This window comes from Burkholderia semiarida (assembly GCF_029268935.1).
Taxonomy (GTDB): domain Bacteria; phylum Pseudomonadota; class Gammaproteobacteria; order Burkholderiales; family Burkholderiaceae; genus Burkholderia; species Burkholderia semiarida.
In genome coordinates this window covers 384,136-409,628 of sequence record NZ_JAHLCL010000001.1, presented here as the reverse complement: position 1 = coordinate 409,628, position 25,493 = coordinate 384,136, and the positions used below count along the sequence as shown (strand labels likewise).

The 25,493-nt window shown below is 67.5% G+C and carries 19 protein-coding genes; 16 read left to right on the top strand and 3 right to left on the bottom strand.

Features of this window, described 5'->3' with window-relative positions; translation table 11 throughout:
* Window positions 1-104: 104 nt before the first annotated feature.
* The 5 genes from KPB06_RS01855 to KPB06_RS01835 all read left to right on the top strand — a co-directional run bounded on the left by KPB06_RS01855 (window position 105) and on the right by KPB06_RS01835 (window position 5,895).
* The gene (locus KPB06_RS01855) at window positions 105-725 is read left to right on the top strand and encodes a LysE/ArgO family amino acid transporter (RefSeq protein WP_059581314.1); all 621 of its coding nucleotides are present in this window, start codon (window positions 105-107) and stop codon (window positions 723-725) included.
* A 347-nt stretch (window positions 726-1,072) separates the two neighbouring features.
* Window positions 1,073-2,020 (top strand): aldo/keto reductase, encoded by a 948-nt coding sequence (locus KPB06_RS01850; protein ID WP_059581317.1) that lies wholly within the window; start codon window positions 1,073-1,075, stop codon window positions 2,018-2,020.
* A 155-nt stretch (window positions 2,021-2,175) separates the two neighbouring features.
* Window positions 2,176-2,970 carry a hypothetical protein gene (locus tag KPB06_RS01845; protein WP_059581320.1) on the top strand — a complete coding sequence of 265 codons (795 nt, stop codon included), beginning with the start codon at window positions 2,176-2,178 and terminating at the stop codon, window positions 2,968-2,970.
* A gap of 203 nt (window positions 2,971-3,173) precedes the next feature.
* A complete protein-coding gene (locus KPB06_RS01840; RefSeq protein WP_060011764.1) occupies window positions 3,174-4,142 on the top strand; it encodes a helix-turn-helix domain-containing protein in 969 nt (322 codons plus the stop codon).
* 187 nt (window positions 4,143-4,329) lie between these two features.
* On the top strand, window positions 4,330-5,895 hold the full coding sequence (locus tag KPB06_RS01835; protein WP_059581325.1) for a GMC family oxidoreductase: 1,566 nt from the start codon (window positions 4,330-4,332) through the stop codon (window positions 5,893-5,895).
* 89 nt (window positions 5,896-5,984) lie between these two features.
* On the opposite strand, the gene KPB06_RS01830 is transcribed toward KPB06_RS01835, so the two are convergent.
* Complete coding sequence (locus KPB06_RS01830) at window positions 5,985-6,965, bottom strand: helix-turn-helix domain-containing protein (RefSeq protein WP_059581328.1); 981 nt, start codon at window positions 6,963-6,965, stop codon at window positions 5,985-5,987.
* A gap of 176 nt (window positions 6,966-7,141) precedes the next feature.
* On the opposite strand from KPB06_RS01830, the gene KPB06_RS01825 reads away from it, so the two are divergent.
* From KPB06_RS01825 to KPB06_RS01780, 10 genes are all read left to right on the top strand, one after another.
* Window positions 7,142-7,675 (top strand): 2,4'-dihydroxyacetophenone dioxygenase family protein, encoded by a 534-nt coding sequence (locus KPB06_RS01825; RefSeq protein WP_059581331.1) that lies wholly within the window; start codon window positions 7,142-7,144, stop codon window positions 7,673-7,675.
* Window positions 7,676-7,693: 18 nt separating this feature from the next.
* On the top strand, window positions 7,694-8,998 hold the full coding sequence (locus KPB06_RS01820) for an MFS transporter (RefSeq protein ID WP_059581334.1): 1,305 nt from the start codon (window positions 7,694-7,696) through the stop codon (window positions 8,996-8,998).
* Between the two features lies 1 nt (window position 8,999).
* A complete protein-coding gene (locus tag KPB06_RS01815; protein WP_059581336.1) occupies window positions 9,000-10,121 on the top strand; it encodes a 2,3-butanediol dehydrogenase in 1,122 nt (373 codons plus the stop codon).
* A complete protein-coding gene (locus KPB06_RS01810; protein ID WP_059581339.1) occupies window positions 10,099-10,821 on the top strand; it encodes an SDR family NAD(P)-dependent oxidoreductase in 723 nt (240 codons plus the stop codon). Before KPB06_RS01815 ends, KPB06_RS01810 begins: the two co-directional genes overlap by 23 nt.
* Before the next feature lie 168 nt (window positions 10,822-10,989).
* Complete coding sequence (locus tag KPB06_RS01805; RefSeq protein ID WP_059581342.1) at window positions 10,990-12,081, top strand: porin; 1,092 nt, start codon at window positions 10,990-10,992, stop codon at window positions 12,079-12,081.
* A 371-nt stretch (window positions 12,082-12,452) separates the two neighbouring features.
* Window positions 12,453-13,730 carry a hypothetical protein gene (locus KPB06_RS01800; RefSeq protein ID WP_275905282.1) on the top strand — a complete coding sequence of 426 codons (1,278 nt, stop codon included), beginning with the start codon at window positions 12,453-12,455 and terminating at the stop codon, window positions 13,728-13,730.
* Window positions 13,731-13,812: 82 nt separating this feature from the next.
* Window positions 13,813-15,933 (top strand): LodA/GoxA family CTQ-dependent oxidase, encoded by a 2,121-nt coding sequence (locus tag KPB06_RS01795; RefSeq protein ID WP_099318139.1) that lies wholly within the window; start codon window positions 13,813-13,815, stop codon window positions 15,931-15,933.
* Window positions 15,934-15,942: 9 nt separating this feature from the next.
* Window positions 15,943-17,127, top strand: coding sequence for an NAD(P)/FAD-dependent oxidoreductase (locus KPB06_RS01790; RefSeq protein ID WP_081066502.1), 1,185 nt, complete (start codon window positions 15,943-15,945; stop codon window positions 17,125-17,127).
* A 242-nt stretch (window positions 17,128-17,369) separates the two neighbouring features.
* Window positions 17,370-17,924 (top strand): AidA/PixA family protein, encoded by a 555-nt coding sequence (locus KPB06_RS01785; protein WP_059581350.1) that lies wholly within the window; start codon window positions 17,370-17,372, stop codon window positions 17,922-17,924.
* A 128-nt stretch (window positions 17,925-18,052) separates the two neighbouring features.
* Window positions 18,053-18,625: an AidA/PixA family protein gene (locus KPB06_RS01780; protein ID WP_059581353.1), complete on the top strand. Its 573-nt coding sequence runs from the start codon at window positions 18,053-18,055 to the stop codon at window positions 18,623-18,625.
* A 423-nt stretch (window positions 18,626-19,048) separates the two neighbouring features.
* On the opposite strand, the gene KPB06_RS01775 is transcribed toward KPB06_RS01780, so the two are convergent.
* Both KPB06_RS01775 and KPB06_RS01770 read right to left on the bottom strand, forming a co-directional pair.
* Complete coding sequence (locus tag KPB06_RS01775) at window positions 19,049-23,095, bottom strand: TOMM system kinase/cyclase fusion protein (protein ID WP_059582166.1); 4,047 nt, start codon at window positions 23,093-23,095, stop codon at window positions 19,049-19,051.
* Entirely contained in the window at window positions 23,092-24,093 is a 1,002-nt protein-coding gene (locus tag KPB06_RS01770; RefSeq protein WP_059581358.1) for an FHA domain-containing protein, read from the bottom strand. The genes KPB06_RS01775 and KPB06_RS01770 overlap by 4 nt, the downstream gene beginning before the upstream one ends.
* Before the next feature lie 726 nt (window positions 24,094-24,819).
* On the opposite strand from KPB06_RS01770, the gene KPB06_RS01765 reads away from it, so the two are divergent.
* Window positions 24,820-25,368, top strand: coding sequence for a TetR/AcrR family transcriptional regulator (locus KPB06_RS01765; RefSeq protein WP_059581361.1), 549 nt, complete (start codon window positions 24,820-24,822; stop codon window positions 25,366-25,368).
* The last annotated feature ends 125 nt before the right edge of the window (window positions 25,369-25,493 follow it).

Below are 25,493 nucleotides of genomic sequence, written 5' to 3'. Positions count from 1 at the left end.
TTAATCCGCATTAGGTGATTTAGCTTCTCTTATTTCCGTGCTGATCGCAGACTACCGCTACCCGATTCGTTCGTCCACTGCTTCCACGGCTTTCCCCCCCAATCATGAACTGGCTCGCTTTTTCCCACGGCGCCGCACTGTGCGCGTCGCTCATCGTCACCATCGGCGCGCAGAACGCGTTCGTGCTGCGCCAGGGCATCATGCGCTCGCACGTCGGCAAGATCGTGCTGCTGTGCGCGGTGTCCGACATGATCCTGATCGGCGCGGGCGTCGGCGGCGCATCGGCGCTCGTCGAGCGCTATCCGACCTTCGTTCATGCGGTGCTGTACGTCGGCCTCGCGTACCTTGCGTGGTTCGGCATCAACGCGCTGCGCCGGGCGTTCAAGCCGGGCCACGACACGCTCGACGTGCGCGGCGACGCGGTCGCGCCGCCGCCGCAGGGCGCGCTCGCGATCGTGCTGATGACGCTCGCGTTCACGTGGCTCAACCCGCACGTGTATCTCGACACGTTCCTGCTGATCGGCACGGCCGGCGCGCGCGAGCCGGAAGGCGCGCGGCTCGCGTTCGCGATCGGCGCGATGACGGTCAGCGTCGTGTGGTTCCTCGGGCTCGGCTATGGTGCGCGATTGCTGGCGCCGTGGTTCCGCAAGGCGGTCGCGTGGCGCGTGCTGGATGGCGCGATCGGCGGCATGGTGCTGTTTCTCGCGGCCGTGCAGTTGCGCTGACCGAACCGTCCCGCGCACGGGCGGCGGTCTGCCGCCCGTCTTTCCCCCGCTCCGCCGTAATACCGGGGCAGTCCGCCCCCTTCCGTCGCGCACCCGTCGCAAAAAATTCGCTCCCGATCGAACGCAGCCGCACGGAGCGCTCACGCAGCGGACACGGTATCCGCCATCTGCCGCAAACCGTCCACCATCGCGGCGGCGCGCCGCCTGCACGAATCGAAGCGATCGGCGAGAATGTCCGGTGTCCCGCGACCATGGCGGAACCGCACCGCGCACCCTGCCGTCCCGCCGCGATCGCTTCGACCCATCCCGCAGTTCAATCCCGTTACCCGCAGTTATCGGAGAGGAACATGGCACATCGCACCCTCGGCACATCCAGCATCCAGGTTTCGCCGCTCGCGTTCGGCGGCAACGTCTTCGGCTGGACCGTCGATGAAAACGCATCGTTCGCGTTGCTCGACGCGCTCGCCGACACCGGCATCAACTTCATCGACACGGCCGACGTCTATTCGGCGTGGGTTCCCGGCAACCACGGCGGCGAATCGGAAACGATCCTCGGCAAGTGGCTGAAGCGCTCCGGCAAGCGCGAGCAGGTCGTGATCGCGACCAAGGTCGGCATGCTCGGCGCGCGTGCCGGGCTGTCGAAAGACAACATCCTGAAGGCTGCCGACGATTCGCTGCGCCGCCTGCAGACCGACTACATCGACCTGTATTTCTCGCACCGCGATCTCGCCGACACGGCCCCGCTCGAAGAAACGCTCGGCGCGTATCAAACGCTGATCGAAGCGGGCAAGGTGCGCATCATCGGCGCGTCGAACTACAGCGGCGCACGCCTGCGCGAAGCCGCCGCCATCAGCGCGCGCGACGGGCTGCCCGCGTATCAGGTCATCCAGCCGGAATACAACCTGCTCAACCGCGCCGACTACGAACGCGATCTCGAACCGGTCGTGCGCGACCTGAAGCTCGGCGTCGTCAACTACTACGCACTGGCGAGCGGGTTCCTGTCGGGCAAGTATCGCAGCGCGGCCGACCTGAAGAAGAGCGTGCGCGGCGATCGCGTCGCCGGCTATCTGAACGAACGCGGCCTGCGCATCCTCGCGGCGCTCGACGCCGTGTCGGCGAAGCACGGCACGCAGCCGGCCGCGATCGCGCTCGCATGGCAGATCGCGCGGCCGACGATCACCGCGCCGATCGCGAGCGCGACGTCGCTCGAGCAGCTCGAACTGCTCGGCGAAGCGATCCGCGTCAAGCTCGATCAGGACGACATCCGCCAGATCGACGAAGCCAGCGCGCCGTGAGTCCGTGGCGGCGGCAGGCAGACCGGGAAAACGGCGTTGCGGTTCTGCGGCCTGCCTGCGATGCGCGCGGGATGGATACAATGGCGGACATCCGATGGCCGCGCAGCTCGATCGGGATTCTTCGCGCCGAATCCACGTCGCATAAAAAACCACCGATGATCCACCTCGCCCGCCGCTCCCGGCATGCCCGTCCGCTCGCCGCAACGATTGCCGCGCTGCTCGCCTGCGCACCGGCCGTGTCGTTCGCGGGCTGGTACGAAATCGCGAACTACACCGGCACAATCGGCAACGCGCCGGTGCACGTGTCGCTGCAGACCTACGACACCCTCAACCGCAACGACGCGGGCCGCTGGCGCGTCGACGGCAGCTACTACTACGACACGCATCGCAAGCCGATCCCGCTGCGGGGCCAGCGCGAGTCCGACGGCCGCCTGACGCTGTGCGAAGCCTCGTCGCCCGCGTCTAACGCCGACTCGCCGGTCGTGCCGGCCGCGTCGCCGTCACGGCCGAAGCCCTGCCCGATCGTGCTGAACGTCGTCGGCAAAACGGCGACCGGCACGTGGGACGACGGCCGCAACGCGCTGCCGATCACGCTGAGCCAAGGCGGGCGGCTGAACGACACCGACGACCGGCACCCGCAGCTCGACGGCAGCGTCGATATCCCGATGTGGTATCGCACCAAGACGCACATGCTGGTCGGCGTCTACGCGCTGTCCGACAAGTGCGGCGTGGCGATGCAGTCGCTGCGGGCCGTGAACATCGCGACGGGCCGCGTCGATCGCACGATCGCGCTCGACTGCGACGCAGGCATGGTGATGACGTCGATCTACGCGAACGTCGCCGACGCACAGCGGCCGGGCCACGTGAGCGTCGAGTTCCGCGGCGGCAAGATGGGCTACACAGAGGACGTGCCGCTCGGGTTGCCGTCGTCTTCATCGAAGTCGAAGTAAGCCGGCAACGCCTGCCCCAAAGCCGCATACGCGTCTTGACTCGCACGGCCGCTTTCGTTGACCTGGACGGACATCGGCCACGCAACCGCCCGCCGCGCCCCACTGCAAGCGCATTACGCGCGTGCCCCGGGTCTTTCACGGATTGACCGCGGCGTTCGGCGTGCCCGAGACTGCCCCGCTCGGGCCGTCATCGGGAGAACGTCATGCCGGACACCAGCACGGAGATCGCCACGATCTCGACGCGCGCCGTACGCGGCGCCGAGCGCGTCGACTTCTGGGTCGACCATGTCGCGCGCACGCTCGTGCGGATCGAATGCAGCGGAAGGTCGTCCGAGGGGATCGACGCGTCGCTGCGCAGACGCGATCTCGGGCTGTTCCGCGCATGCGACATCGTCGCAAACCGGCACGCGGTCGTGCGCACGCCGCACAACATCCACGCGGACCAGCGCGACGCCGTGTTCATCTGCCTGATGCACGAGGGGCACGGCTATACGTTCCAGGACGTCGACTGCATGCAGCACGGGCCCGGCGACCTCGTGCTGTACGACACGTCGATGCCGTACGGTCACGGCTTTCCCGCCGACATGGCGATGACCGTGCTCGACGTGCCGCGCGACGTGTTCGAGGCGCGCGTCGGCCCGTGGCGCTATCGCAGCCTCGTCAAGATCGACCGCGGCGACGGCGTCGCGTCGTGGGCCGTGCGGCAGGTGTATGCGCTGCTCGCCGCGCCGCCGGAGCCGACGCCCGACGCGCGCGAACGGCGCGCCGCCGCAATCCTCGATCTCGTGCAGTCGATGCTGCGGCTGCACGACGGCGACGCGTCGCCGACGAAGTCGACGGTCCACACGCTGTCGCGCGCGAAGGCGTTCATCGACAGCCATCTTGCCGACGACGACCTCGACAGCCGGTCGGTCAGCCGTGCGATCAACCTGTCGCCGCGCCAGCTCGCGCGCGTCTTCGAGATCGAGGGGATGCCGCTCACGCGCTACATCCTCGCGCGGCGGCTCGAACGCTGCCGCGCCGACCTGCGCGACCGGTCGCTGAGGCACCTGACGGTCAGCGAGATCGCGTTCCGCTGGGGCTTCAACAACAGCGCGCACTTCAGCCGCAGCTATCGCGCGCGGTTCGGCGAGACACCGAGCGACACGCGCGCGCCGGCCGCGGCGTGCTAGGGTCCGTTCACGCCAATAACGGGCTTGCGTTGGCCCGTTTCCCGCTCGCACCGCCGCTTGTTGCGATGTCCCGGCGAGGCAAGCACGGCGTCCGCCTCGGGCAAATGGGGCCGCAACCTGCTCGCTAAGCTGACTTCGTGCGCGGCGGCACTCGTTCCGCCGCCCGACAGCCAGGAGAAGAAGCGGGATGGAGACGTACGACCACATCGTCGTCGGCGGCGGTTCGGCCGGCTGCACGGTTGCGCACCGGCTGGTGAAGGCCGGCCGGCGCGTGTTGCTGCTCGAGGACGGCCCGAAGGACGACAGCCTGTTCATCCGGATTCCGGCGACGTTCATCCGCGTGCTCGGCACGCAACGCACGGTCACGTTCGAGAGCGAGCCGCAGCCGGGCGCGGCGGGACGCAAGACCTACGTGCCGCAGGGCCGCACGCTCGGCGGCGGCAGCTCGGTCAACGCGATGCTGTACGTGCGCGGCACGCGCGACGACTACGACGACTGGGCCGCGCTCGGCTGCACCGGGTGGGGATGGGACGACGTGCTGCCCGTGTTCAAGCGCGCCGAATCGCATCTGCGGCTCTCGGAGCCGTACCACGGCACCGACGGGCCGTTGAAGGTCGGCGACACGCGCTTTCGGCATCCGCTGAGCCTCGCGTTCGTGAAGGCCGCGCAGGAAGCCGGCATCGCGTACAACGACGACTTCAACGGCGCCGCGCAGCATGGCGTCGGCTTCTATCACACGACGATCTTCGACGGGCAGCGCGGCAGCACCGCGGCCACCTACCTGGCCGACGCGATCGCCGATCCGAACCTTCGCGTGCTGACAGGCTGCCGCGTGACGCGCATCCGGTTCGACGGCCGCCGCGTGAGCGGCGTCGAATGGTGCACCGCGAGCGGCGCGACGGGATCGGCCGCCGCGCGCGCCGACGTCGTGCTCGCGGCCGGTGCACTGAGCACGCCGAAGCTGCTGATGCTGTCGGGCATCGGCCCCGGCGCGCACCTGCACGCGCACGGCATCGACGTGCTGCACGACAGCCGCGACGTCGGCGCGCACTACCAGGATCACCTCGAGGTATCGATCTACGGCCGCAGCGATGCGCCCATCAGCCTGCTGGGCGAGGATCGCGGGTGGCGGGCGTTGCGGCACGGGCTGCAATGGCTGATGTGCCGCACGGGCCTGCTGACGTCGAACGTCGTCGAATCGGGCGCGTTCGTCGACACCACCGGCAGCGGCCGCCCGGACATCCAGTTCCACGTGCTGCCGACGCTCGTCGGCGACGTCGACCGCGAACCGCTGCCCGGCCACGGCCTGTCGATCAACCCGTGCCTGCTCCGCCCACGCTCGCGCGGCTCCGTTCGGCTGCGCGGCAACGATCCGGCCGCGCCGATCCAGTTCGACAGCGGTGCGCTGTCGGATCCGGCCGACGTCGACGGCCTCGTGCGCGGCGTCGCGCTCGCGCGGCGGATCCTCCGCGCGCCGTCGCTCGCGTGCATCGTCCGCGAAGCCGAGCCGCTGACCGATGCCGCACTCGCCGACTACGTGCGGCGTCGCGCGAAAACCGTCTATCACCCGGCCGGTACGTGCCGCATGGGCAGCGACGCGCACGCGGTCGTCACGCCGCGTCTCGCGGTGCGGGGCGTCGACGGATTGCGGATCTGCGATGCCTCGGTGATGCCGCGCATCGTGTCCGGCAACACGAACGCGCCGACGATCATGATCGCGGAGCGCTGCGCCGAGTTCATGCTGACAGCGTGACGCGATGCGCGTGCGCTGCACCCCACCGCGCCGAAAACGAGAGCGGCGCGTGATGCACGCGCGGCCGCCGAATCATCCGCAAGCCGGCGTCACCCCACGGCCTCACGCGCCGCATCGCGCAGCGCCATCGGCGACGCGCCGTAGCGCTCGCGGATCGCGCGGCTGAAGTGCGCCTGGCTCGAGAACCCCCAGCGAAACGCGATCTCGCCGACGCTCGTCTTGCGTAGCCGCGCATCCGTCAGCTCGCGATGCGCGTGCGACAGCCGCTCGGACCAGATGTGCTGCGTGATCGACTCGCCTTCGGCCGCGAAGAGGCGACCCAGATGCCGCAGCGACAGCCCGACCGCATCGGCGACGGCTTGCGGCGCAAGCTCCGGCTCGCCGAGATGCGTCGCGATGTACTGCTTTGCGGTCAGCAGGTACGACAGCGACGCGCGCGATGCGCCCGCGCCGTTCACTTCGGTGTCGATGAGTTCCGCGACCAGCGTGCGCGCATGCTCGGCGAACCGCGCGGCGTCGCGCTCGATGGGCGCCTTCATGAACCGCTCGACGCTCGTGCGCAACGTCGCGCCGAGCATCGCGCCCGCACCCGGCTTCGGCGCGATCCGCAGCGGCAGCGCGGCCAGCTCCGCATCGAGGCGGTCGTCGAACGTCGTGATCGGGATATCGATCAGCAGCTGCCGCATCGGCGTCAGGAATCCGAATAGATAGGGCACGCGCGTGTCGTAGACGACGACATCGCCGGCTTCCGCGAGCAGGCAGCGGTCGCGCTGGATGAAATACGCGCGCCCGCTGACGATCTGGCACGCGAACAGCGACTCCTTCGGCAACTGGCGCACCAGCGCGGGGCCGCGCTCGATCACGTGATCCTGCCCGCTGATGTCCGCGATGCCGAGGCCCGGCAGCGCGATGTCGGTCTTCTCGACTTCGAGCCCGGCCGGCGACAGCGACGAGCAGCGCAGGCCGACCAGCGTCGCCGCGTTGAACGCATCCCAGTACGCCATCCTGTCGCGCGCCGGCACGTCGGCCGTCGAGCCTCGCGTGCATGAAAGAACGGTCGAATTCGTCACGTCGCCTCCTGCTGGCGCCAGTCGTGCGGAGCGGCACCGATCGGGGAATGGTTCGTCTGGATCTTGGTGCGATGCAATGTCCGGCGCGATCAAGCAATTCGTCCAGCCCAGTCAAGAGCGGCGCGCACCGGCTGACTAAAGTCGAGCCCACGACAACCCATACAAGGAGACAGACCGTGGTCGACCAAGCCGTATCCGAATTCTGGCAAAACATCCCGGCGATTGCCAATCCGTTCAAGCCCGATGCGCTCCCCGAAGCCTACATCCCGAACGCGGCCACCGACGACGAGCGCTATTACGTTCCGTTTACCGAAACGGTGTCGTCGCGGCCGCTGTGGATCTCGCCGTCGCAGAACAAATGGTGCGACATCCTGATGGCGAAGGAAGCCGGGCTCGTGAACCGGCACTATCACCCGCACGAGGTGTTCGCGTACACGCTGTCCGGGAAATGGGGCTACCTGGAACACGAATGGACCGCAACGCGCGGCGATTTCGTCTACGAGACGCCGGGCGAAGGCCACACGCTCGTCGCATTCGATCACCCCGAACCGATGCGCGCGTTCTTCATCGTCAAGGGCCCGCTGATCTGGCTCGACGAAGAAGGCAATCCCGACGGCTACTTCGACGTGCATTCGTACATCGCGATGTGCAAGGCGCACTACGAGAAGGTCGGCCTCGGCGCGCAAGCGATCGAGAAACTGTTCCGCTGACGCGCGGCGAGGCTCACGATGACATCCCCTCCCTCTTCCGGACCTGCTTGGACGTACGAGAACAGGCTGCTGCTGATCCTGTTCATGACGTTCGGCTTTGTGTTCTTCGACCGCCTCGCGCTGTCGTTCTTGTTCCCGTTCATGTCGGCCGAGCTGCACCTGACGAACACGCAGCTCGGCATGGTGTCGTCCGCGCTCGCGCTCACGTGGGCGCTGTCGGGTGCTGCGACCGGCGCGTGGTCCGACGCGCGCGGCACGCGCAAGCCGCTGCTGATCGCGGCCGTGCTCGGCTTTTCCGTGTGCTCGGCGCTGTCGGGCCTCGTCGGCGGCTTCGCGAGCCTGATCGCGTTTCGCGCGCTGATGGGTATCGCCGAAGGCCCCGTGCTGCCGCTGTCGCAATCGCTGATGGTCGCGAGTTCGACGCCGAGCCGACGCGGGCTGAACATGGGCCTGCTGCAGGGCTCGGCCGCTGGCCTGCTCGGCGCGATGATCGGCCCGCCGGTCGTGATCGGCATCGCCACCGCATACGGCTGGCGCGAGGCGTTCTACGTGTCGTGCGTTCCGGGCTTCCTGATCGCGTTCGGCATCTGGCGCTGGGTGCGCGAAATGCCGCCCGGCGGCGCGCGCCACGCGCAGGCCGATACCACCGCGGTACCGGCCGCACGCGGCGCCGACGTCAGCCGCTGGGCATTGCTGAAGGAACGCAACATCCTGCTCTGCGTGCTGATCAGCTGCTTCTTCCTCACGTGGTTCGTCGTGATCATCTCGTTCGCGCCGGTGTTCCTCGTGGAAAGCCGCCACCTGTCGCCGTCCGGCATGGGCGTCGTGATGACCTGCCTCGGCGCCGCGTGGGTGTTCTGGGGCTTCGCCGTGCCGGCGATCTCCGACCGGATCGGCCGCAAGCCGACGATGATCGCGTTCGCGCTGATCGCAGCCGTGTGCCCGGTCGTGCTGATCCATGTCGGCCCGGTGTGGGCGCTCGGCGCGCTCGTGTTCGTCACGTACACGGGGCTGGGCTGCTTCACGCTGTTCATGGCGACGATCCCGGCCGAAACGGTGCCGCCGCGCGCGATCGCGAGCGCACTGGGGCTGATCATGGGCGCTGGCGAGCTGATCGGCGGCTTCGTCGCGCCGACCGTCGCCGGCTTCGCGGCGGACAGGTATGGCCTGCAGTTCGCGATGTGGACGTCGACCATCGGCGCGATCCTCGCGTGCGTGCTGTCGTTCGGCCTCGTCGAAACCGCGCCGGCCGTGCTGCGCAAGCGCGCGCTGGCAGGCGCCACCGCCGGCCGCCTCGACACGCAGAACCTCGGAGGACGCTGACATGCGCGCACTTCAATGGCATGGCGCGCGCGACGTCCGTCTCGTCGAAATCGACACGCCGCGCATCGGGCCAGGCGACGTGCGCATCGCGGTCGCGTATTGCGGCATCTGCGGCAGCGACCTGCACGAATACGCGGACGGCCCGCACGCGATTCCGGTCGACGCGCCGCATCCGCTGTCGCGCCGCACCGCGCCGCTGACGCTCGGCCACGAGTTCTGCGGCACCGTCGTCGAAGTCGGCGAACGCGTGACGACGCTGCGCACCGGCGACCGCGTCGCGGTCGAGCCCGAGTATCGCTGCAGCCAGTGCGCGTACTGCCGCTCGGGGTCGTACAACCTGTGCGTGTCGATGGGCTTCGCCGGGCTGATGGGCGACGGCGGGATGGCCGACTTCGCGGTCGTGCCGGCCTACATGCTGCATCGCCTGCCCGACGGCGTGAGTCTCGAACAGGCCGCGGTGATGGAGCCGGCCGCCGTCGCGCTGCACGCGCTGCGGCGCGCCGAACTGCGGCTCGGCGACACCTGCGCGGTGTTCGGGCTCGGGCCGATCGGCCTGCTGCTGATCATGCTCGCGAAGCTGCAGGGCGCGACGACGATCGTCGCCGTCGACGTGTCGCCGGAACGGCTCGCGGCCGCCACGCGCTTCGGCGCGACGCATGCGTTCGACCCGCGCGGGCTCGATGTGTCCGCGTTGCAGGACGCGATTCGCGCGGCCACGGGCGGGCTCGGCGTCGATACGAGCTTCGAGGCGGCCGGATTGCAGGTCACGTTCGAATCCGCGATGCAGGCGCTGCGCAAGGGCGGCCGCGTCGTGATGGTCGGCCTGATGCCGCACGCGGGTTTCGACGCGTTCCGCGCGGTCAACGACGAGCTGACCTTCACCGCGAGCGTCGGCTATCGGCATGCGTACGAAGACCTGCTGCGCATCGTCGCGTCGGGCGCGCTCGACCTCACGTCGATCGTCACGCGCACCGTGTCGCTCGAAGACGCCGTCACCGACGGCTTCGACGCGCTGCTCGCCGACCGCGCGCAGATCAAGATCCTCGTTTCACCCGCGCAGCGGCCGGCCCGCCGCGCATCCACCCTCGGGAGTGTCGAGCATGAGTCGTCAGTGGACGTTTGAAGGGCAGTCCGTCGTCGTGACGGGCGGCACGTCGGGGATCGGCGCGCGCACCGCGCTGCGGTTCGCGCAGGCCGGCGCATCGGTCGTCGCCCTCGGGCTCGATGCGGCCGGCCCGCATGCGCCAGTGCATGCCGGCGTCCGGTGCGTGGAGCTCGACGTGGCCGACGGCGCGGCACTGACGCGCACGATCGCCGCGCTGCCGCGGCTCGACGTGCTCGTCAACGGCGTCGGCATCAGCCGCCACGCGGACGAATACCGAATGGACCAGTTCGAGCGCGTGCTGAACGTGAACCTGACGTCGGTGATGCGAGCATCAGACGCCGCGCTGCCCGCGCTGGCGGCCCACGGCGGCAGCATCGTCAATATCGCGTCGATGTACACGTACTTCGGCAGCAGGGACCGGCCCGCGTACAGCGCGAGCAAGGGCGGTATCGCGCAGCTCACGCGTTCGCTCGCGCAGGCGTGGGCCGATCACGGCATTCGCGTGAACGCGGTCGCGCCGGGCTGGATCGACACGCCGCTCAGCAGCGGGCTGATGGCCGACACGCAGGCGTCGCGACGGATCCTCGAGCGCACGCCGCTCGGGCGCTGGGGCACGGCCGACGAAGTCGCGGAAGTGATCCTGTTCCTGTGCTCGCCCGGCGCGTCGTTCGTCACCGGCGCGATCGTGCCGGTGGACGGCGGGTATTCGACGGTGTAGCACACGACGCTTGACGCATCGGCGCGACCCGCCGATGCCCGTTGCACATCGCGATTCCCTTCGATTGTCGCTGAACCGGGTTCACCCGGTTCGGTTTATTCGTATCAATCAGTAGTCCCATTAAAAAATATCCGACTCGATCGGAAACATGTGAGGAGCACTTTGGAGATGACGAAAAAGACCCTTCTGGCGCTCGCGGCCTGCACGCTTCCGGCCGCGGCATTCGCCCAGAGCAGCGTGACGATGTTCGGGCTGATGGATGCCGGCATCAGCTACGTCAGCAATCAAGACGGCCACGGCGCCGCGAAATTCGGCGACAACATCTTCTTTCCGAACCTGCTCGGCTTCGAAGGCAAGGAGGATCTCGGCGCGGGCACGCGCGCGATCTTCCGGCTCGTCAACCAGTATTCGCTCGGCAACGGCTCGATCATCGGCGGCGGGCTGTTCGCGCGCACGGCCTATGTCGGGTTGCAGAACGACCGGTACGGCACGCTGACGCTCGGCAACCAGTACGAGTTCATGGTCGATTCGCTCGCCGCCGGCGGCAACGAGATCGCGCAGGATCTCGTCGGCCTGTACGGCTTTCGCAACGGGCCGTTCGACCGGCTCGCGCTACCGAACAACCCGACCGGCGCGTTCGACTGGGACCGCGTCGCCGGCAGCAATCGCGTCGCGAATTCGGTCAAGTACACGAGCCCGTCGCTGTCGGGCCTAACCATCGGCGCGCTGTACGGCTTCGGCAACGTCGCGGGATCGATCGGCGCGAACAACACGGTCAGCGTCGGCGCAAGCTACGACAACGGCCCGTTCGGCGCGGGCGCCGCCTATACGAATCAGAAATACGGCGCGGCCGGCGGGATGCCCGCCACCAGCGTGCGCAACTGGGGCGCCGGCATGCACTACACGGTCGGCACGGTCACGGGGAAGGCGCTCTTCACGACCGTGCGCAATGCGCGGAACGGCGCGCTCGCGTGGTCGGCGGAAGCTGGCGCCGCATGGCATCCGTCGCCGGCCTGGGTGATCGGGGCGAGCTACACGTACATGAAGGGCAACGACACGCTCGACAATGCCCATGCGCACCAGTTGCTCGCCGCCGTCCAGTATTGGCTGTCGAAGCGCACGATGGTGTACGTCGCGGGCGTGCATCAGCGCGCGAGCCGCGGCAGGCACGCGCAGATCAACGGCGTGATGGACGCGGACGGCGCGGCGAGCGGCGCGTTGCAGTCGATCGCGCGGGTGGGGATCAGTGCGCGGTTCTGATGGGCGGATCATTCCGCCGGCGCACGCGCGGCGCCGGCGAGCGTACGGCGTAACCGGCGCCGGCATCGCAGCGGCGTCGCAACCGGACGGGCCCGTCTCGCATCGTCACGCCGTTTCCTTTTTCGATTCAATGGCCGGCATCGGCAACACGGTCTGCAACCTGCCCCGGCGGCGTAATCGCGTGTAATTGATTCGAGAACATCGCCGACCTAGCCTTGGGTTCGAACGGAAATTGCCGTCGCCCCCACTTCCATCCTCGATGCAGCAAACCGTTCGCTTCGCATTGCGACGCCGGACAGCACGGCGAGCGCACTGCGTCGGACCGCATCCGGCGTCTTGCCCCACCGACCCTTGAACGAGCGGAGAAGCGCATGAAAAACCTTGGCAGTTGCGTGGCGGTCGCGATGATCAGCTGCTGCGCCGGTTTCAGTCAGCCCGCGGCGGCAAAGCCGTGCACGGCATTCGACCAGTGGTTTACTTCCGCCGGCATCACCGAGCCAAATTATCTCGATCCGCAGTTCCAGGATCCGAACGATCCCAAGAACGAGAATTGCAACTTCCACCGCTTCTCCTGGCACGCGTTCCTTTGGCTCACCGACACGCTGAACGGCGCGCCGCGCTTCGACAGCCTGTATTCCGATGCAGCCATCGATCCTAGCGTGGCGCTGCCCACCGAGCACGTGCTGGACGGCGTGCAGCAGGCCGATTCGCTCGGCATCGTGATCGACCGGAATGGCCGCGCGGTTTACACGAACATGTACATCAATCCGATCTATCGCGATTTCTCGATCGCCAACAAGCTGTACACGCGTGCCGGCATGCAGAACGCGCGACCCACGCTCGAATTCACCACCGGCGCGCTGTCGCTGAAGGCGGCGTGGAAAATCGTCGGCGCGAATGAAGACACGAGCCGCTTCTACACGACCACCGCGAGAATTCAGTTGCTGGCGAAGACGGGCAATGCGGTCGGCATCCCGCCGCAACCCAGCACCGCCACCGTGAAGGTCGCGCTGGTCGGGTTTCATATCGCGTGGGTCGTCAAGGGTCATCCGGAGGCGATCTGGTCGACGTTCGAGCACGTCGACAACGCGCCGGACTTCCAGCCCAACCAGCGCCCGTCGCAACCGGTTTCCGACAAGTCGTTCACGTTCTACCAGGCGGGCACCAAGGCGTCGGATTGCAACGTCAACAATGCGTCGCGGGTGACGATCGACGAGAAGACGCAGATCTTGGCGCCGGTCACGCAGGTGTGCCGGCAATACCAGTATGGCGGGGCCGACAGCACGAACCAGGCCAACATCACGGAGCTCAACGGCGACATCCTGGCCCGCCTGGTGAAGAACAACTCCATCTGGCAGTACTACAGGGAAGTGGGCGCGGTCTGGATCAAGGATCCCGACGAGCCGTTCCACCCGGACTGGAGCCCGAATTTCGACTCCAAGGCCATCCGCGGCACGCCGAAACTGTCCAACTCGGTCATCGAGACCTTCACGCAGAACCAGATTTCGAAGCATCAATGCTTCAGCTGTCACAACACGATGGCCGTCACCGACACGAACGACCTGACGCTGACGCTGCCGGGCAAGGACATCAGCACGAGCCACATCCTGTTGCGCAAGTACATGAACAACCCACAGATCCGGCGATAGCGTCGCCCCGGTTTCGCTGCCATCCATCCGTGCAGGACGGCGACCGCCTGCGCGACCGCCATCGAGATTCCAGAGGCCCGTCATGACAAACACGAAGTTACGCATCCATCCCGCTATCGGCTTCGCGCGTGTCGGTAGCAGCGAGGAGTACTACATTGCGCCGGAGACCTCGGCCGGCCTGCCTCTCGACGGGCAGGCCCTCACCGGCGGCCTGCCGATCAAGCCGGGCACGGAAAGCACGCCGATCACGAGCAGCGACCTGCGCGACGCCGCGGGGCGCCTCAAGCGGCAAGCCGCGCGCTTCAGGATCTATCAGTACGACGACGCGGCGCTCACACGTTACCCGACCGGGACAGGCGCCGAAGTCGTGATCGGTTCGTCGGTGGATGGCAAGGTCGTGAAGGACATCGTGTGGACCGTGCACCTCGCCAACAAGAAGGCCAACTGCTGGATCATGGAGGCGACGCCGGCGGGACTGGCCGCGTACGAGAACGGCCAGCATCCGCCGATCCGCAACGCGAGCTTTGCATCGACGTCCGATCCGTCGAACCAGACACGGCTGCAAAAGCTGATCATCGATGCCGGGCCGCGCGCGATCAAGGCGTCCTCGCGCAGCACCGTCCCATTCGACAAGAACACGCGAGCCAGTTACGGCTCGGCCACCGGCGATATCGTCGACGTGCCGCGCTATCCGGTCGCGTTTCCCGCGTCGAACGTCGCGAACCTGCCGCCCGGCACGGGCAGCCATCCGATCACCACGCTGGGCGCGCTGACCACGGAATCGAACGGGCGGCTGCTCGTGCTGGGCGCATATGGCTTCGCGTGTGGATTCGACGCCAACGGCCGCGCCAACGCCGACGCTCCGCTGGTGCACGACGTCGACAACGACAACTGGCTCGACGATACCGGCGATGGCCCCGTCACGGCGATCCTCGTGTTCAACGACGGTACCGCCCGCGCCGTCGACAGCGGCGCATGGGTGGTCTCGACCGACCCGTCGTACGCGCCTCAGACGAGAAATATCGTGACGCTGTGGGACGAGATCCTGGCCACGTGGATCGAGACATTCGGGCTGCGACCCGACATCCACGACAAAGGCGTTTACCGGGAGGATTTCCGGCCGTCGTTCGACGAATACATCTTCCCGATCCTGCGGGCCGCGTCGTTGCAGATGTGGAATACCAATTTGCCGGCCACGGCGATGAAGAGCCACGACAATATCGACAAGCTGACGGCCGCCAGGCCGCCGTTCAACATCATGTCGTTCATTCGGGATCCGGATCCGCGGTCGCCAGCGGCAGCGGTCGGCTCGCCGCTGATGCCGCTCGCGCTCGGCGACAATCAAGCGAGCTTCCTGACGCTGACCCGGGCCCAGTACTTCTTCGTCCGGCAATGGGCGAACGGCCTGTCCGAGCAAGCGTCGCCGGTATCGTACGGCCCGGGCGAGGCGCTCGACCGGAACGTGCTGTCGAACTGCCTCGGCGGGCGGTTCAGCCCCGGCATCGATCTGACGTTCATCGTCCGCGACCCCAACCTGTACAACCCGAACTGGCAGACCAGCCGCACGGGTGGCCCGGCGGTCGGCCCGTTCCGCATCAACATGCGCCCGCTCGACTACACGACCGTCAGCGCGAACCAGCCGTTCCTCGGCGTCGGCTATTTCCCGCTGCGCGGCAACCCGGTCGAGCCAGGCGATCTGTGCAAATTCATGGCGATTCCGTGGCACACGGACTACAACTCCTGCTCGACCCACTTGCCCACACCCAATCCGGGCGGCGAAATCGATCCGGATGGCAGCAACGTGTATAGCGGCGTGAACACGACCCTGTACTGGTCGTGGCCCGCGCAGCGACCAGTGGCCGTCTACACCTACGACGACCTGGTCGCGAACCACGGCGCGCTGCCCGTGCAGCGTTACTCGGTACGCGGCGAAGGCACGGCCGCCATTCAGCAGGATTCGAGCAAGACCTTCAATTCGCCGGCCATGAACGTCGGGCGCTATCAGAATCGCGTCGACATCCTGCTCGACTGGGACAAGATCGGCTTCGTGATACAGGGCGTAGCGATAGACGAGTACGACGGCAAGTATCCGCCGAACTACTACCTCGAAGTGCAGAGCCTCTTCAAGAAGGACTACAGCAACCTCGTGCAGCCATGGCCCAACACCGTGACCGACCCGCTCCTGCCGCCCGATAACAGCTGAGGTCGCACGATGCTCGCCGAACGGATCGTGCAGACGCCGTCCATCGAACGCCCGGCCGCACCGGCACCCGACCGGGCCCGCTACCGGGTCGCGGTGATCGGCGGCGGGCCGGCGGGCAGCAGTTGCGCGCTGGCATTGGCAAGGGCCGGCATCGCCGACATTCTGCTCGTCGAGGCCGGTTCCTATGCCGACGCGCGGATCGGCGAAAGCATTCCGCCGGAGAGCCGGATTCTGTTCCGCCGCCTCGGCATCGACGCCGCCTTCGTCGCGCAAGCGCACGAGCCTTGCTACGGCAGCTGCTCGTACTGGGGCAGCGACAAACGCGGCTATAACGACTCCGTGCTGAGCCCGCACGGGCATGGCTGGCATCTCGACCGGCGCAGGTTCGACGCATTCCTCGCCTCGCAGGCGCGCGCCGCCGGGGCGGAATTGCTGACCGGCCATACGTTGCTGGCATCCGCGCCGCATGCCCCGTCCGGGCATACATTGAGCCTGGGACGGGCGACCCATGTCGCGTCGCGCGTTCAGGCGGATTTCGTCGTGGATGCCAGCGGCGCGCGCGCGGCATTCGCCCGGCAACGCGGCGCGACACGGCTCGACGCGAATCCGCTGATCTGCATCGCGGCAAGGCTTGCGCGGCCGGACACCGGCGCGCCTGCTTCGATGCTCACACACCTCGAAGCGGTCGAGCATGGCTGGTGGTACCTCGCATCGGTGCCCGGCAGGATGGTCGTCGTTATGTTCGCCACGCATGCGCCGGCAGTCCGGACGATGCGGCTGTATCGGGCGGAGTCATGGCGTCGCATGCTGCAGGCCGCGCGGCGCACATGGCAGCTCGTGTGCGACCTGGGCCTCGATCTGTCCGATCTGCGCGTGAAGTCGTATCCAGCGCCGTCGCATCACCTCGATCGACTGTACGGCGACAACTGGCTGGCGATCGGGGACGCCGCCTCGGCCTACGATCCGATCACGGCACAAGGCATCGTCAAATCGATCTCGAACGGCATTGCCGCAGCGGAAACCATCCGGAAGCACATGGATGGCGATCCGCATGCACTGGAAGCGTTCGCGCGGATGGTCGACGCGCAATACCGGCGCTACCTGCAGATGCGGCATCACTTCTACGGCCTCGAGCAGCGCTGGCCGGCAGCGGATTTCTGGCGGCAGTGCACCGAGGCGTCGAGCCTTGCCTGAACGCCTTGCGCGACACGGTTGCTGTCCCGCACCGACACCATCGCACGCCGCATGCGTCGTCACACGCACGCTGTAACCGCGTGTAATCGCTTCGCAATCCGATTCTTCCTACGCTGTCGTTACGCCTGCGAGGTCCGCGTTCTTCCCGAACGCGGTCTCGCAGGACGAGTGAGGTGCAAGCGCCCCGGGCATCGTCGCGCGGCGGCGTGTTTCGCCAACGATCAAGCGTGAAAGGAACTGCCATGTCCCAGATCTTGAGTACCTACAACATCGTCGACGTCCTGACCGCGTTCGACGTCGAAAAAATCCTCGGCTATCAAAAGCCGGGCAAGCAGCTCAGCCAGGATCCGACCAGACCGACTCCGTTGCCGTCCAACGGCTACGACGAGGTCTACATGATCACCACGGACAGGAACGTCATTTCCGGCCAGGCCGGCAGCAACTTGAGCATGCGCGTCGAGGTCAACGACATCGTCCGGTGGCGCACCGTCTCGCTGACCGACGTCGCGGACTACCAGTGCTTCATCCACACGTTCAAGTTCCTCTCGGTCACCTCCCCGAACGACCCGCCGCTGTCTCAGCCGACGTTCGAACATACCTACCCGAGCGAACCCGATCCGGCACCGGGCTGGCCGAACAACGGCGTGAAGGAACGACCCGGCTCGGACTTCTACTGGCAAGCCACGGCGCGCAGCCAGGGCTCGGCCACCTATACGTTCGTCGTGGCGATGTATCAGCGCAACGGCGAGCTGGTGGGCTACTTCCAGTGGGACCCGTCCATCACGATCCGCAACTGAACGCGCACGGGCGCCCCGCATGTCGGGAAGGGCCGCGCCGGCTTCATGCGCCCGGCGGTCCGTACTGCATCGGCGCCGCTGGCCGAAGCATCGTTTTTTCAACGCCGTACAATCGAAAAGGAGCTGTCATGCCTGAAATTCTGAGCACCTACAACATCATCGACGTCCTGACCGCGTTCGATGTCGAGGAAATCCTGAACAGGAACGCCAACTCGCTCAGCAAGCGTCCGGATGCGCCGACCCCTCTCGGCCAGAATCCCGACACCGTCTACATGATCACCACGCTGGCGAATGCGGCGTACGGCTACGGCCAGGGCCCGTTGCAGGGCGTCGACCAGGGCGAGGCGGGCAGCAATTTGCGGATCAAGGCCAGCGTCAACGACGTGATCCGCTGGCGCACCGTGTCGTTGACCGACACGGCGGACTACAAGTGCTTCCTGTATCGCTTCACTGCGATCGGTCCCAATCGGCTTGGGCAGGTTTCGTACCTCACCGCCAACGTCACCGAGCCTTATCCCGCGCCGGGCTGGCCCGACAACAACCGCGTGAACGAAGAGCCGCGCGCGGACTACTACGCGCAAGCCACCGTGCTCAGCCCCGGCACCGAGACCTATACGTTCGTCGTCGCGATTTACGACCGGCACGCGCAGTTGAAGGGCTATGTCACCTGGGATCCGTACATCACCATCACCGACAGGTGAACTCGAGCCGGCGCCTTGGACGCAACCCGGAACAAGGCGCCGGACCATGCCCGGCGGACGACCTCGGCTCATTCTCCGCTTTCCCGTTGGCGGTTCCATCCCGCAGCCGGCCACGGGCGGACCCGAGGCCAGGTCATGGAAACCGCAGCGCCGGATTAAGCTCCGCTTCGTCACACCGCCGCGCGGGCGACGCATACGGCGAGATCGTCGCGGTCGTGCGTATCGGCGATCGCGATAGTCAGTTCGGACTCCCTTTCAATGTCGATACCGGCCGCGTCGAGCGCACTCCGGAGCGCCGCGTCGTCAGCGTGCGGCGGACCGGCCTCGAGCTTGTCGAGAAACGTCGGCGAATGCCAGGCGAGGGCGATCGCCCGGATGACGGTCGCGCGGTCGTCTGCTCTGCTGAATGTCGGTTTGAACGGCTTACGGCAACGACTGCAACGTCGCCTCGGCGAGCCTCGCGATCCGGCCCATGCCCGCCGTCGTTGCAATTTCGGCTGCGCGCCGGCACGCATCGAGCGCGGCCACGCCGCCGCAGCGCGGATCGGCCCGGCGCAAGAACTCGGCCTGCTTGAGCAACAGCTGGGCTTCGTAATACCGTTCGCCGCTCGATTCGCACCAGGCGAGACACTGTCCGACCTGCGCGAGCGCCGCGCCGTAGTCGCCGCGTTCGGCATCCAGCTCGGCAAGCAACGACGCGTAGTAGGTCATGCCGAGCAGGCCGCCCGACTGCCGCTGCGCATCGAGGTGCGCGACGACGCCCGCGCGATCGCGTTGCGCCCACGCATGAATGATCGCGGCGTAATGCCCGACTGCCCGCAGCCGGTGCTCGTCCGCGAGGCGGAGAATCGCTTCCGACACCGCTCGCGCCGCGTCGCGGTCTCCGGCGAGCTGATGCGTGCGCGCGAGGTATAGCATCGTGACGCCGAGCGTCGGCAGATGATCGAGACAGGTCGCGCAATAGACGGCTTCGCGCGCCATCGCGAACGACGGCTGCGGATCGTCGTCCATGCACCAGCGCACGCTGGCGAGCGACGCCATCGCCCACGCGCGCGTATCGAGCGCCAGGACGCGCCGGTGCCCCGCGTCGCGTCGCACGTCGTAGCCAGCCAGCACCGCGTCGAACGCGGCACGGGCGCGCGCATAGTCGCCGTCGATCCACAGGCTCATACCGCGCATCGCGTCCGCCGCGACCTGCACGCCCGCATCGCCGCGCTCGGTCGCCAGCGTGTCGAGCCGCTTGCCGATCCGGCGCACGGTCGGACGGTCGCCGGCGACGTGGTAGTACGTCGACAGCGTCCACAGCGCGCTGATCTCAAGTTCGGGATCGTCGAGCGTCTGCGTCTGCCGCAGCAACTGCTCCGCATGCTCGCGCACCCGCGGGTCGGCCCAGCCGAATCGCGCCATCGTCGCGTGCGTCAACGTGGCGCGGATGCGCGCACTGTCGTGCTCGCGCCGCGCGTGATCGGCAGTAGCGAGCCAGTCGGACACGGCCTGCCCGTAGCGGATCGCGTCGTCGTATCGCGAACGCTCGAGCGCGCGATGCGCCGCATCGATGCCGTGCGCGATCGCGTCCGCGTACGCGCCTGCGCGCGCGAAGTGCGCGGCGACGCCGAACGCATGCGCACCGGCACCGCGATCGGCCTGCGCGAGCAGCGCACGGCCGACGCGCGCATGATTGCCGCGCCGTACGGCAGGCGGCATCGATTCGTACGCGGCGTCGCGAATCAGCGCATGGCGGAACGCATAGAACACGCGGTCGCGCCGATGCTGCGCGTACACGATCCGCTCTTCGAGCAGCAGCCGCAGATGTGCGTCGAGCGTGGCGCGATCGTGCGGCGACGCGTCGGCGAGCAATTGCGCATCCACTTCGAGCCCGATGGTCGCGGCCAACTGCGCGGTGTCGCGCGCGTCGTCGATCCGGTCGAAGGCCAGGCCGAGCATGCCGCCGAGACCGAGCGGCAGCGGGTACGGGTCCGTTGCCGCTGGCTCGGCAATCGGACCGTCCGCGCCGCTCACCGTCAGTTCGCGGGCGACGGCCTCGATGAACAGCGGGATGCCCGCGGTGCGATCGGCGAGTCGGTCGAGCCACGCCGGATCGAACGCGCCCGGGCCCAGATGCGCCGACATCAGGCGCTGCGCGTCGTCGCGCGGCAGGCGGCGCAGCACCAGGCGGTCGGTCGCGCCGCGCCAGCGCGCGAGCTTGTCGGGGCGCGACGTGAGCACGATGCACAGTGCCGCCGCGCGCGGCGAGTGCTGCAGATACGCGAGAAAATCCTCGGTCGAGCGATCGAGCCACTGAACGTCCTCGATCACGAGCAGCACCGGCGCGCCGTTGCCGAGCGACACGATCAGTTGCTCGAGGACGTCGAACAGCGCGTGCTGTTCGCGCGCGCTCGACCACAGGAGCCCGTTCGCATCGCAGGGCAGCCCGAGCCAGGCCGCGAGCGCGACACGCGCCGCCGCATGGTCGCAATCGAGCGGTGCGATCATCGCGTCGATCGCCGCGAGCGCGGCGCCGGGCGCGTGGTCGGCGTCGACGTGCCAGTGCGAGGCGATGAATCTCAGGACCGGAAACAACGCATGATTCTCGCGTTCGGGCAGGCACCCGCAATGCGCAAAGGCATGGCCGCGCGTCCGCACGGCCTCGCACAGTTCGTGCACGAGCCGCGACTTGCCGAAGCCCACATCGCCGACGACGAGCCGCGGCACGCCGCGCGGCTGCTCGCCACGCATCGCGCGACGATGCCGCTCGTGCGTGTCCTGCCACGCGCGCAACAGCACGTCGAATTCGCGCGCGCGGCCGACCATGGGCGTCCGCCTGCCCGCGTCGAGCGAATCGAACGGCGTATCGGCGTGCCGCTCGCCGAGCAATTCATGAACCGGCTGCGACACGAGGCCCGCGCGCGGCAGCCGCAACGCGGTCGGACGCGAATCGGCATGCCGTTCGAGCACGAGCCGCGCATCGTCGCTGATCAGGATCTGTCCGGGCCTGGCCAGCCGCAGCAGCCGCGACGCCGCGGCCGGCGTCGACGCGCCCGACATGTGCGACGCATGCGCGAGCATCTGCCCGACGTGAATCGCGGCGGCCACTTCGACTCGCCAGCCTTCTTCCGCGCCGCCGGCACTGCCGCCGGCGGCCGACGGCACCGGCAGCCGCGCACGCTCGGCGACGCGCACGATGTCGAGCGCCGCCCGCGCCGCGCGACGCGCGGGCCAGTCGATGTCCCCTTGCAGGCCGAAATGGAACAGCAGCGTGTCGCCGAGCCGTCCACCCGCGTGCGCGCCGTAACCGATCGCGATATCGGCGCACTTCGTCAGCCACTGCGCCTCGTAGCCGTCGAGCGCCATCCCCTGCTCGGTTCCGGCACGACGTTGGCGGCCCTCTCCGGCGATCGTCACGCAGCAGCACAGCGTGGTGATCTGCCGGTACTCGCCCCCCTCCGCGATCGTCTCGCCGCGCGACCCAAGCGAGCGCGCACGCGCGCGGCGGCCGGTGCAACCGGTGTCGAACCGGCCGACGAGCGCGGCGAAGTTGAGCGCACGAAACTGCGCCGCGAGCGCGTCGGCCGACGCGGCGCGCTGCCGAGGATTCTTGTTCAGCGCATGCCGCAGAACCGCGCCGAGCGGCAGCGCCGCGATCGGCGGTGGAAGCGCGACATCCACGGGGCTCAGCTGCTGATGGAGGATCTCGGCCACGCTCGCGCCCTGCATGACGACCTCGCCGGTCAGGCATTCGAGCACGATCAGGCCCCACGCATACAGGTCGCTGGCGGGCGTCGGCGGCTCGTTGCGCAATTGCTCGGGCGCACAGTAGGGCGGCGAGCCGAGCACCTCGGTCGCGAGCGTCGCGGTCCGACGCGTGATGTCTTCGGTACCGGGCAGCAACGCGCCGATGCCGAAATCGAGCAGCTTCGCGTGCGGCCCGTCGTCGGCCATCGCGATCACGACGTTCTGCGGCTTCAGATCGCGATGCACGATGCCGCGCCGATGGGCGGCCGCGAGCGCGTCGAGCACTTCCGTCATCAGCCGCCCGGTGTCGAGGGCCGACAGCGGCCCGTCCGCGGCGAGCCGGTCGCGCAGCGTCCGGCCCTCGACCAGTTCGAATACCGCGAACAGCCGCCCGTCGGGCGCCTGCCCCTGGTCCAGCAGCGCCACGATGTTCGGATGCCGCAGCGCCTCGCACAGGCTCGTCTCGCGCCGGAAGCGCGCACGCCGGCGCATGCGCTCCGGCGCGATCAACGCGGCGTCGTCGCGCATCAGCTTGATCGCGACCGCGAGCCCCGTCTCGTCGCAGGTCGCCCGAAACACCACGCCGTTGCCGCCTTCGCCGAGCAGCGCGCCGAGCCGGTAATGCCATCTGCCGGCGAGCGTCGCGAAAGGCGCCGCATGCCTCGGCGGTTCAGATGCATCCGGCCCGGCGGGCGCGCGGGACACGATCGGCAGCACGGCCGGGCCTCCGGCGTTCACGGACAATGGACGACCGGGCCCGGCACCGCGCGCGGCGCGCCGGGACGCGGTCCGCCGGTCGGCACCCACTCGCATTCGAGATGCTCGCCGCGCACGATCCGGAACGGAACATCGCCGAAGCGGACGCTGCCGCGCCGACGCTCGACGAGCTGGCTGGCGCCCAGCCCGGGCAGCGCCGCGAACTGGCTCCGGGCGCGATGAATCTGCACGTTGACGTGGGATGTGTCGATGCCGAGCATGCGCGCGAGCCGGTCGAGCTCGATCCATCCCTGCGTGGCGGCGTCGTGGCCGGCCTGCCTGTCGGCCGAGCGCGCGCGGGCGAGCGTGACGAGGCTGTAGTGATGGGCGCGCTCGCCGAGGTCGACCACGCCGCCGCGGACATGCAGCAGCATGCGCACGTGCTCCTCGTTCCGGCTGACGAAGAATTCGAGCAGTTGCGCCGGCGCGGCCGGATCGGCGTGGGCGGCGAGCGTCACCGTCGAGCCTTGGCGCGCGAGGGCGAGGCGCCATGCGAAGTCGCCGGTCGACACTTCGTCGCCGTCATGGAGCGCGCGCGGCGGCAGCGTGTCGTCGCACAGCCATTCGCCGGCCGGCGATCGGACGATCGTGACCGGCTGCGCGGCAGGGGCCGGCAGGATCTGGCGCGGCGCGAGCACGATCGGCGCGACGGCGCCGCGGATCGGCCACAGCGTATCGGCCGGATCGTCGAGCGATTCGACGCGCCAGGGCGCGATGCCGGCCCTGCCGAAGCGAATCACGTCGCCTTGCCGCAGCACCGCATGCTCGCCGTCGCGCAGCGATACGCCCGATACCGACGTGCCGTTGCTGCTGTGATCGTGGAGTTCCCAGAGCCCGCCGGCCCAGCGGACATGGGCATGGACGCGGGACACCGAGCCGTCCCGGATGACCGTGTCGCAGCGCGCGTCGTCGCGGCCGAACACGTGATACGCGCGGAGCAGGCATGCTTCTCCGGAAGCGTCGTTCTTGAGTATCGCCATGGCCGCCCCGTGTCGGATTCGCCCGGATCGTTCGAGTGCCGCATCGACGTTGCCGGACAAGCGATTGATTCAATGATCGCGAACGGTCGCACGTTCGCCGCCTCGTTACCTGTTTTTCCGATCAGCTGTCTTGCAAGGGGTCGCCCCGGCATCGCACGTTATTTCAGCAAATTGAACTGTCGATCGCTTTGTTGTTTTAAAATCGGGCGCCCGATGAAATCCTGCCAAATAAAATCATGCCCCGCAACCGGAATGCACGGATAACGACTTCATATTGCAATCCTTTACGTTTCCGATAAATTTCCGGGTTACCAATAAGGGGTCGAAATTATTCATCGTCTCGCAAATCGCCGCCAGACATACATCCGACCGGTATGGCGACATTGAATGACAGAGCGGGATTAATGACCTTTGCCAACACGGAAATTTTGTTTGCCCGAGCGAAAATAAAATCACACCGTTTCGATTGTTTAAATAATTTTCCCTGGCGTTTTTATAATCGATGCCGTTTAACCCGTCCGTAAATCAAGCCGCGCCGCTCATGCCTTTCGGGATAGCCGGCTAACGTGGGTATGTCGGCGCGACGATGCACATGGGGTAGTCGATCGAACGGCCGCGACACCGGATACAGCCCCGCACCCCGCCGGTCGCCGTATCGATTCGCCCGGCCCCCAAAAAAACCGTTCGGTTTAAAATGTTTGCAAATCATCTCATGGTGTGACGGACATGGGCAGACCCAAAAAATTCAGTCGCGAAGGCGTGTTGCAAAAGGTCCTCCCGCTCTTTTGGAAGTACGGCTTCGCCGGCACGTCGCTCCAGCAGCTGGAACGGGCGTCGGGCGTCAACAAGTCGGGGCTCTATGCGGAGTTCGGGGACAAGGAAGACTTGTTCCTGCATACCCTCCTCTACTACTACGAACATCGCGGGGCGCTGCAGATCCTTACCGCGGAGCCGAAAAGTTACGGCAACATCGAGCGCTTCCTGCGGCTGGGCGATGCGCAAGACGACGGCTGCGTAGGTTGTTTCTCCGTCAATTCGCTGCGTGAATTCCCGTCGTTGTCCGACCGCGTGCGCGAAGTCGTCGGCGCGTATCACCATCGGCTGATCCCGCAGATCATCGAAAATATCGAGGCCGAGCCTCATCACCTGCCTGCCGCGACCATCGCCACGATCGTGACGGTGTTCTTTGCCGGCTATTGCATCGAGCGCAATTTGCCCGCCGAGGCCGAAGGCGACGCCGTCGGCGCATTCATGCAAGCGCTACGCCTCCTTTGACGCTCGTCCGCGGTCGGCCCGCTTCGCGATAGACCAATCGTTTTGAACCGATTGGTTTTTTTAATTGGCCCCGCCTCGCTCGCGTGATCATACTGAACCGATCGGTTCAATAAAGTACCGATCTA

Coding starts and splice junctions, on each gene's coding strand:
- KPB06_RS01845 (WP_059581320.1), top strand. CDS start 2,176: ATGATCCACCTCGCCCGCCGCTCCCGGCATGCCCGTCCGCTCGCCGCA.
- KPB06_RS01785 (WP_059581350.1), top strand. CDS start 17,370: ATGTCCCAGATCTTGAGTACCTACAACATCGTCGACGTCCTGACCGCG.
- KPB06_RS01810 (WP_059581339.1), top strand. CDS start 10,099: ATGAGTCGTCAGTGGACGTTTGAAGGGCAGTCCGTCGTCGTGACGGGC.
- KPB06_RS01780 (WP_059581353.1), top strand. CDS start 18,053: ATGCCTGAAATTCTGAGCACCTACAACATCATCGACGTCCTGACCGCG.
- KPB06_RS01790 (WP_081066502.1), top strand. CDS start 15,943: ATGCTCGCCGAACGGATCGTGCAGACGCCGTCCATCGAACGCCCGGCC.
- KPB06_RS01800 (WP_275905282.1), top strand. CDS start 12,453: ATGAAAAACCTTGGCAGTTGCGTGGCGGTCGCGATGATCAGCTGCTGC.
- KPB06_RS01850 (WP_059581317.1), top strand. CDS start 1,073: ATGGCACATCGCACCCTCGGCACATCCAGCATCCAGGTTTCGCCGCTC.
- KPB06_RS01820 (WP_059581334.1), top strand. CDS start 7,694: ATGACATCCCCTCCCTCTTCCGGACCTGCTTGGACGTACGAGAACAGG.
- KPB06_RS01765 (WP_059581361.1), top strand. CDS start 24,820: ATGGGCAGACCCAAAAAATTCAGTCGCGAAGGCGTGTTGCAAAAGGTC.
- KPB06_RS01770 (WP_059581358.1), bottom strand. CDS start 24,093: ATGGCGATACTCAAGAACGACGCTTCCGGAGAAGCATGCCTGCTCCGC.
- KPB06_RS01855 (WP_059581314.1), top strand. CDS start 105: ATGAACTGGCTCGCTTTTTCCCACGGCGCCGCACTGTGCGCGTCGCTC.
- KPB06_RS01815 (WP_059581336.1), top strand. CDS start 9,000: ATGCGCGCACTTCAATGGCATGGCGCGCGCGACGTCCGTCTCGTCGAA.
- KPB06_RS01805 (WP_059581342.1), top strand. CDS start 10,990: ATGACGAAAAAGACCCTTCTGGCGCTCGCGGCCTGCACGCTTCCGGCC.
- KPB06_RS01840 (WP_060011764.1), top strand. CDS start 3,174: ATGCCGGACACCAGCACGGAGATCGCCACGATCTCGACGCGCGCCGTA.
- KPB06_RS01835 (WP_059581325.1), top strand. CDS start 4,330: ATGGAGACGTACGACCACATCGTCGTCGGCGGCGGTTCGGCCGGCTGC.
- KPB06_RS01795 (WP_099318139.1), top strand. CDS start 13,813: ATGACAAACACGAAGTTACGCATCCATCCCGCTATCGGCTTCGCGCGT.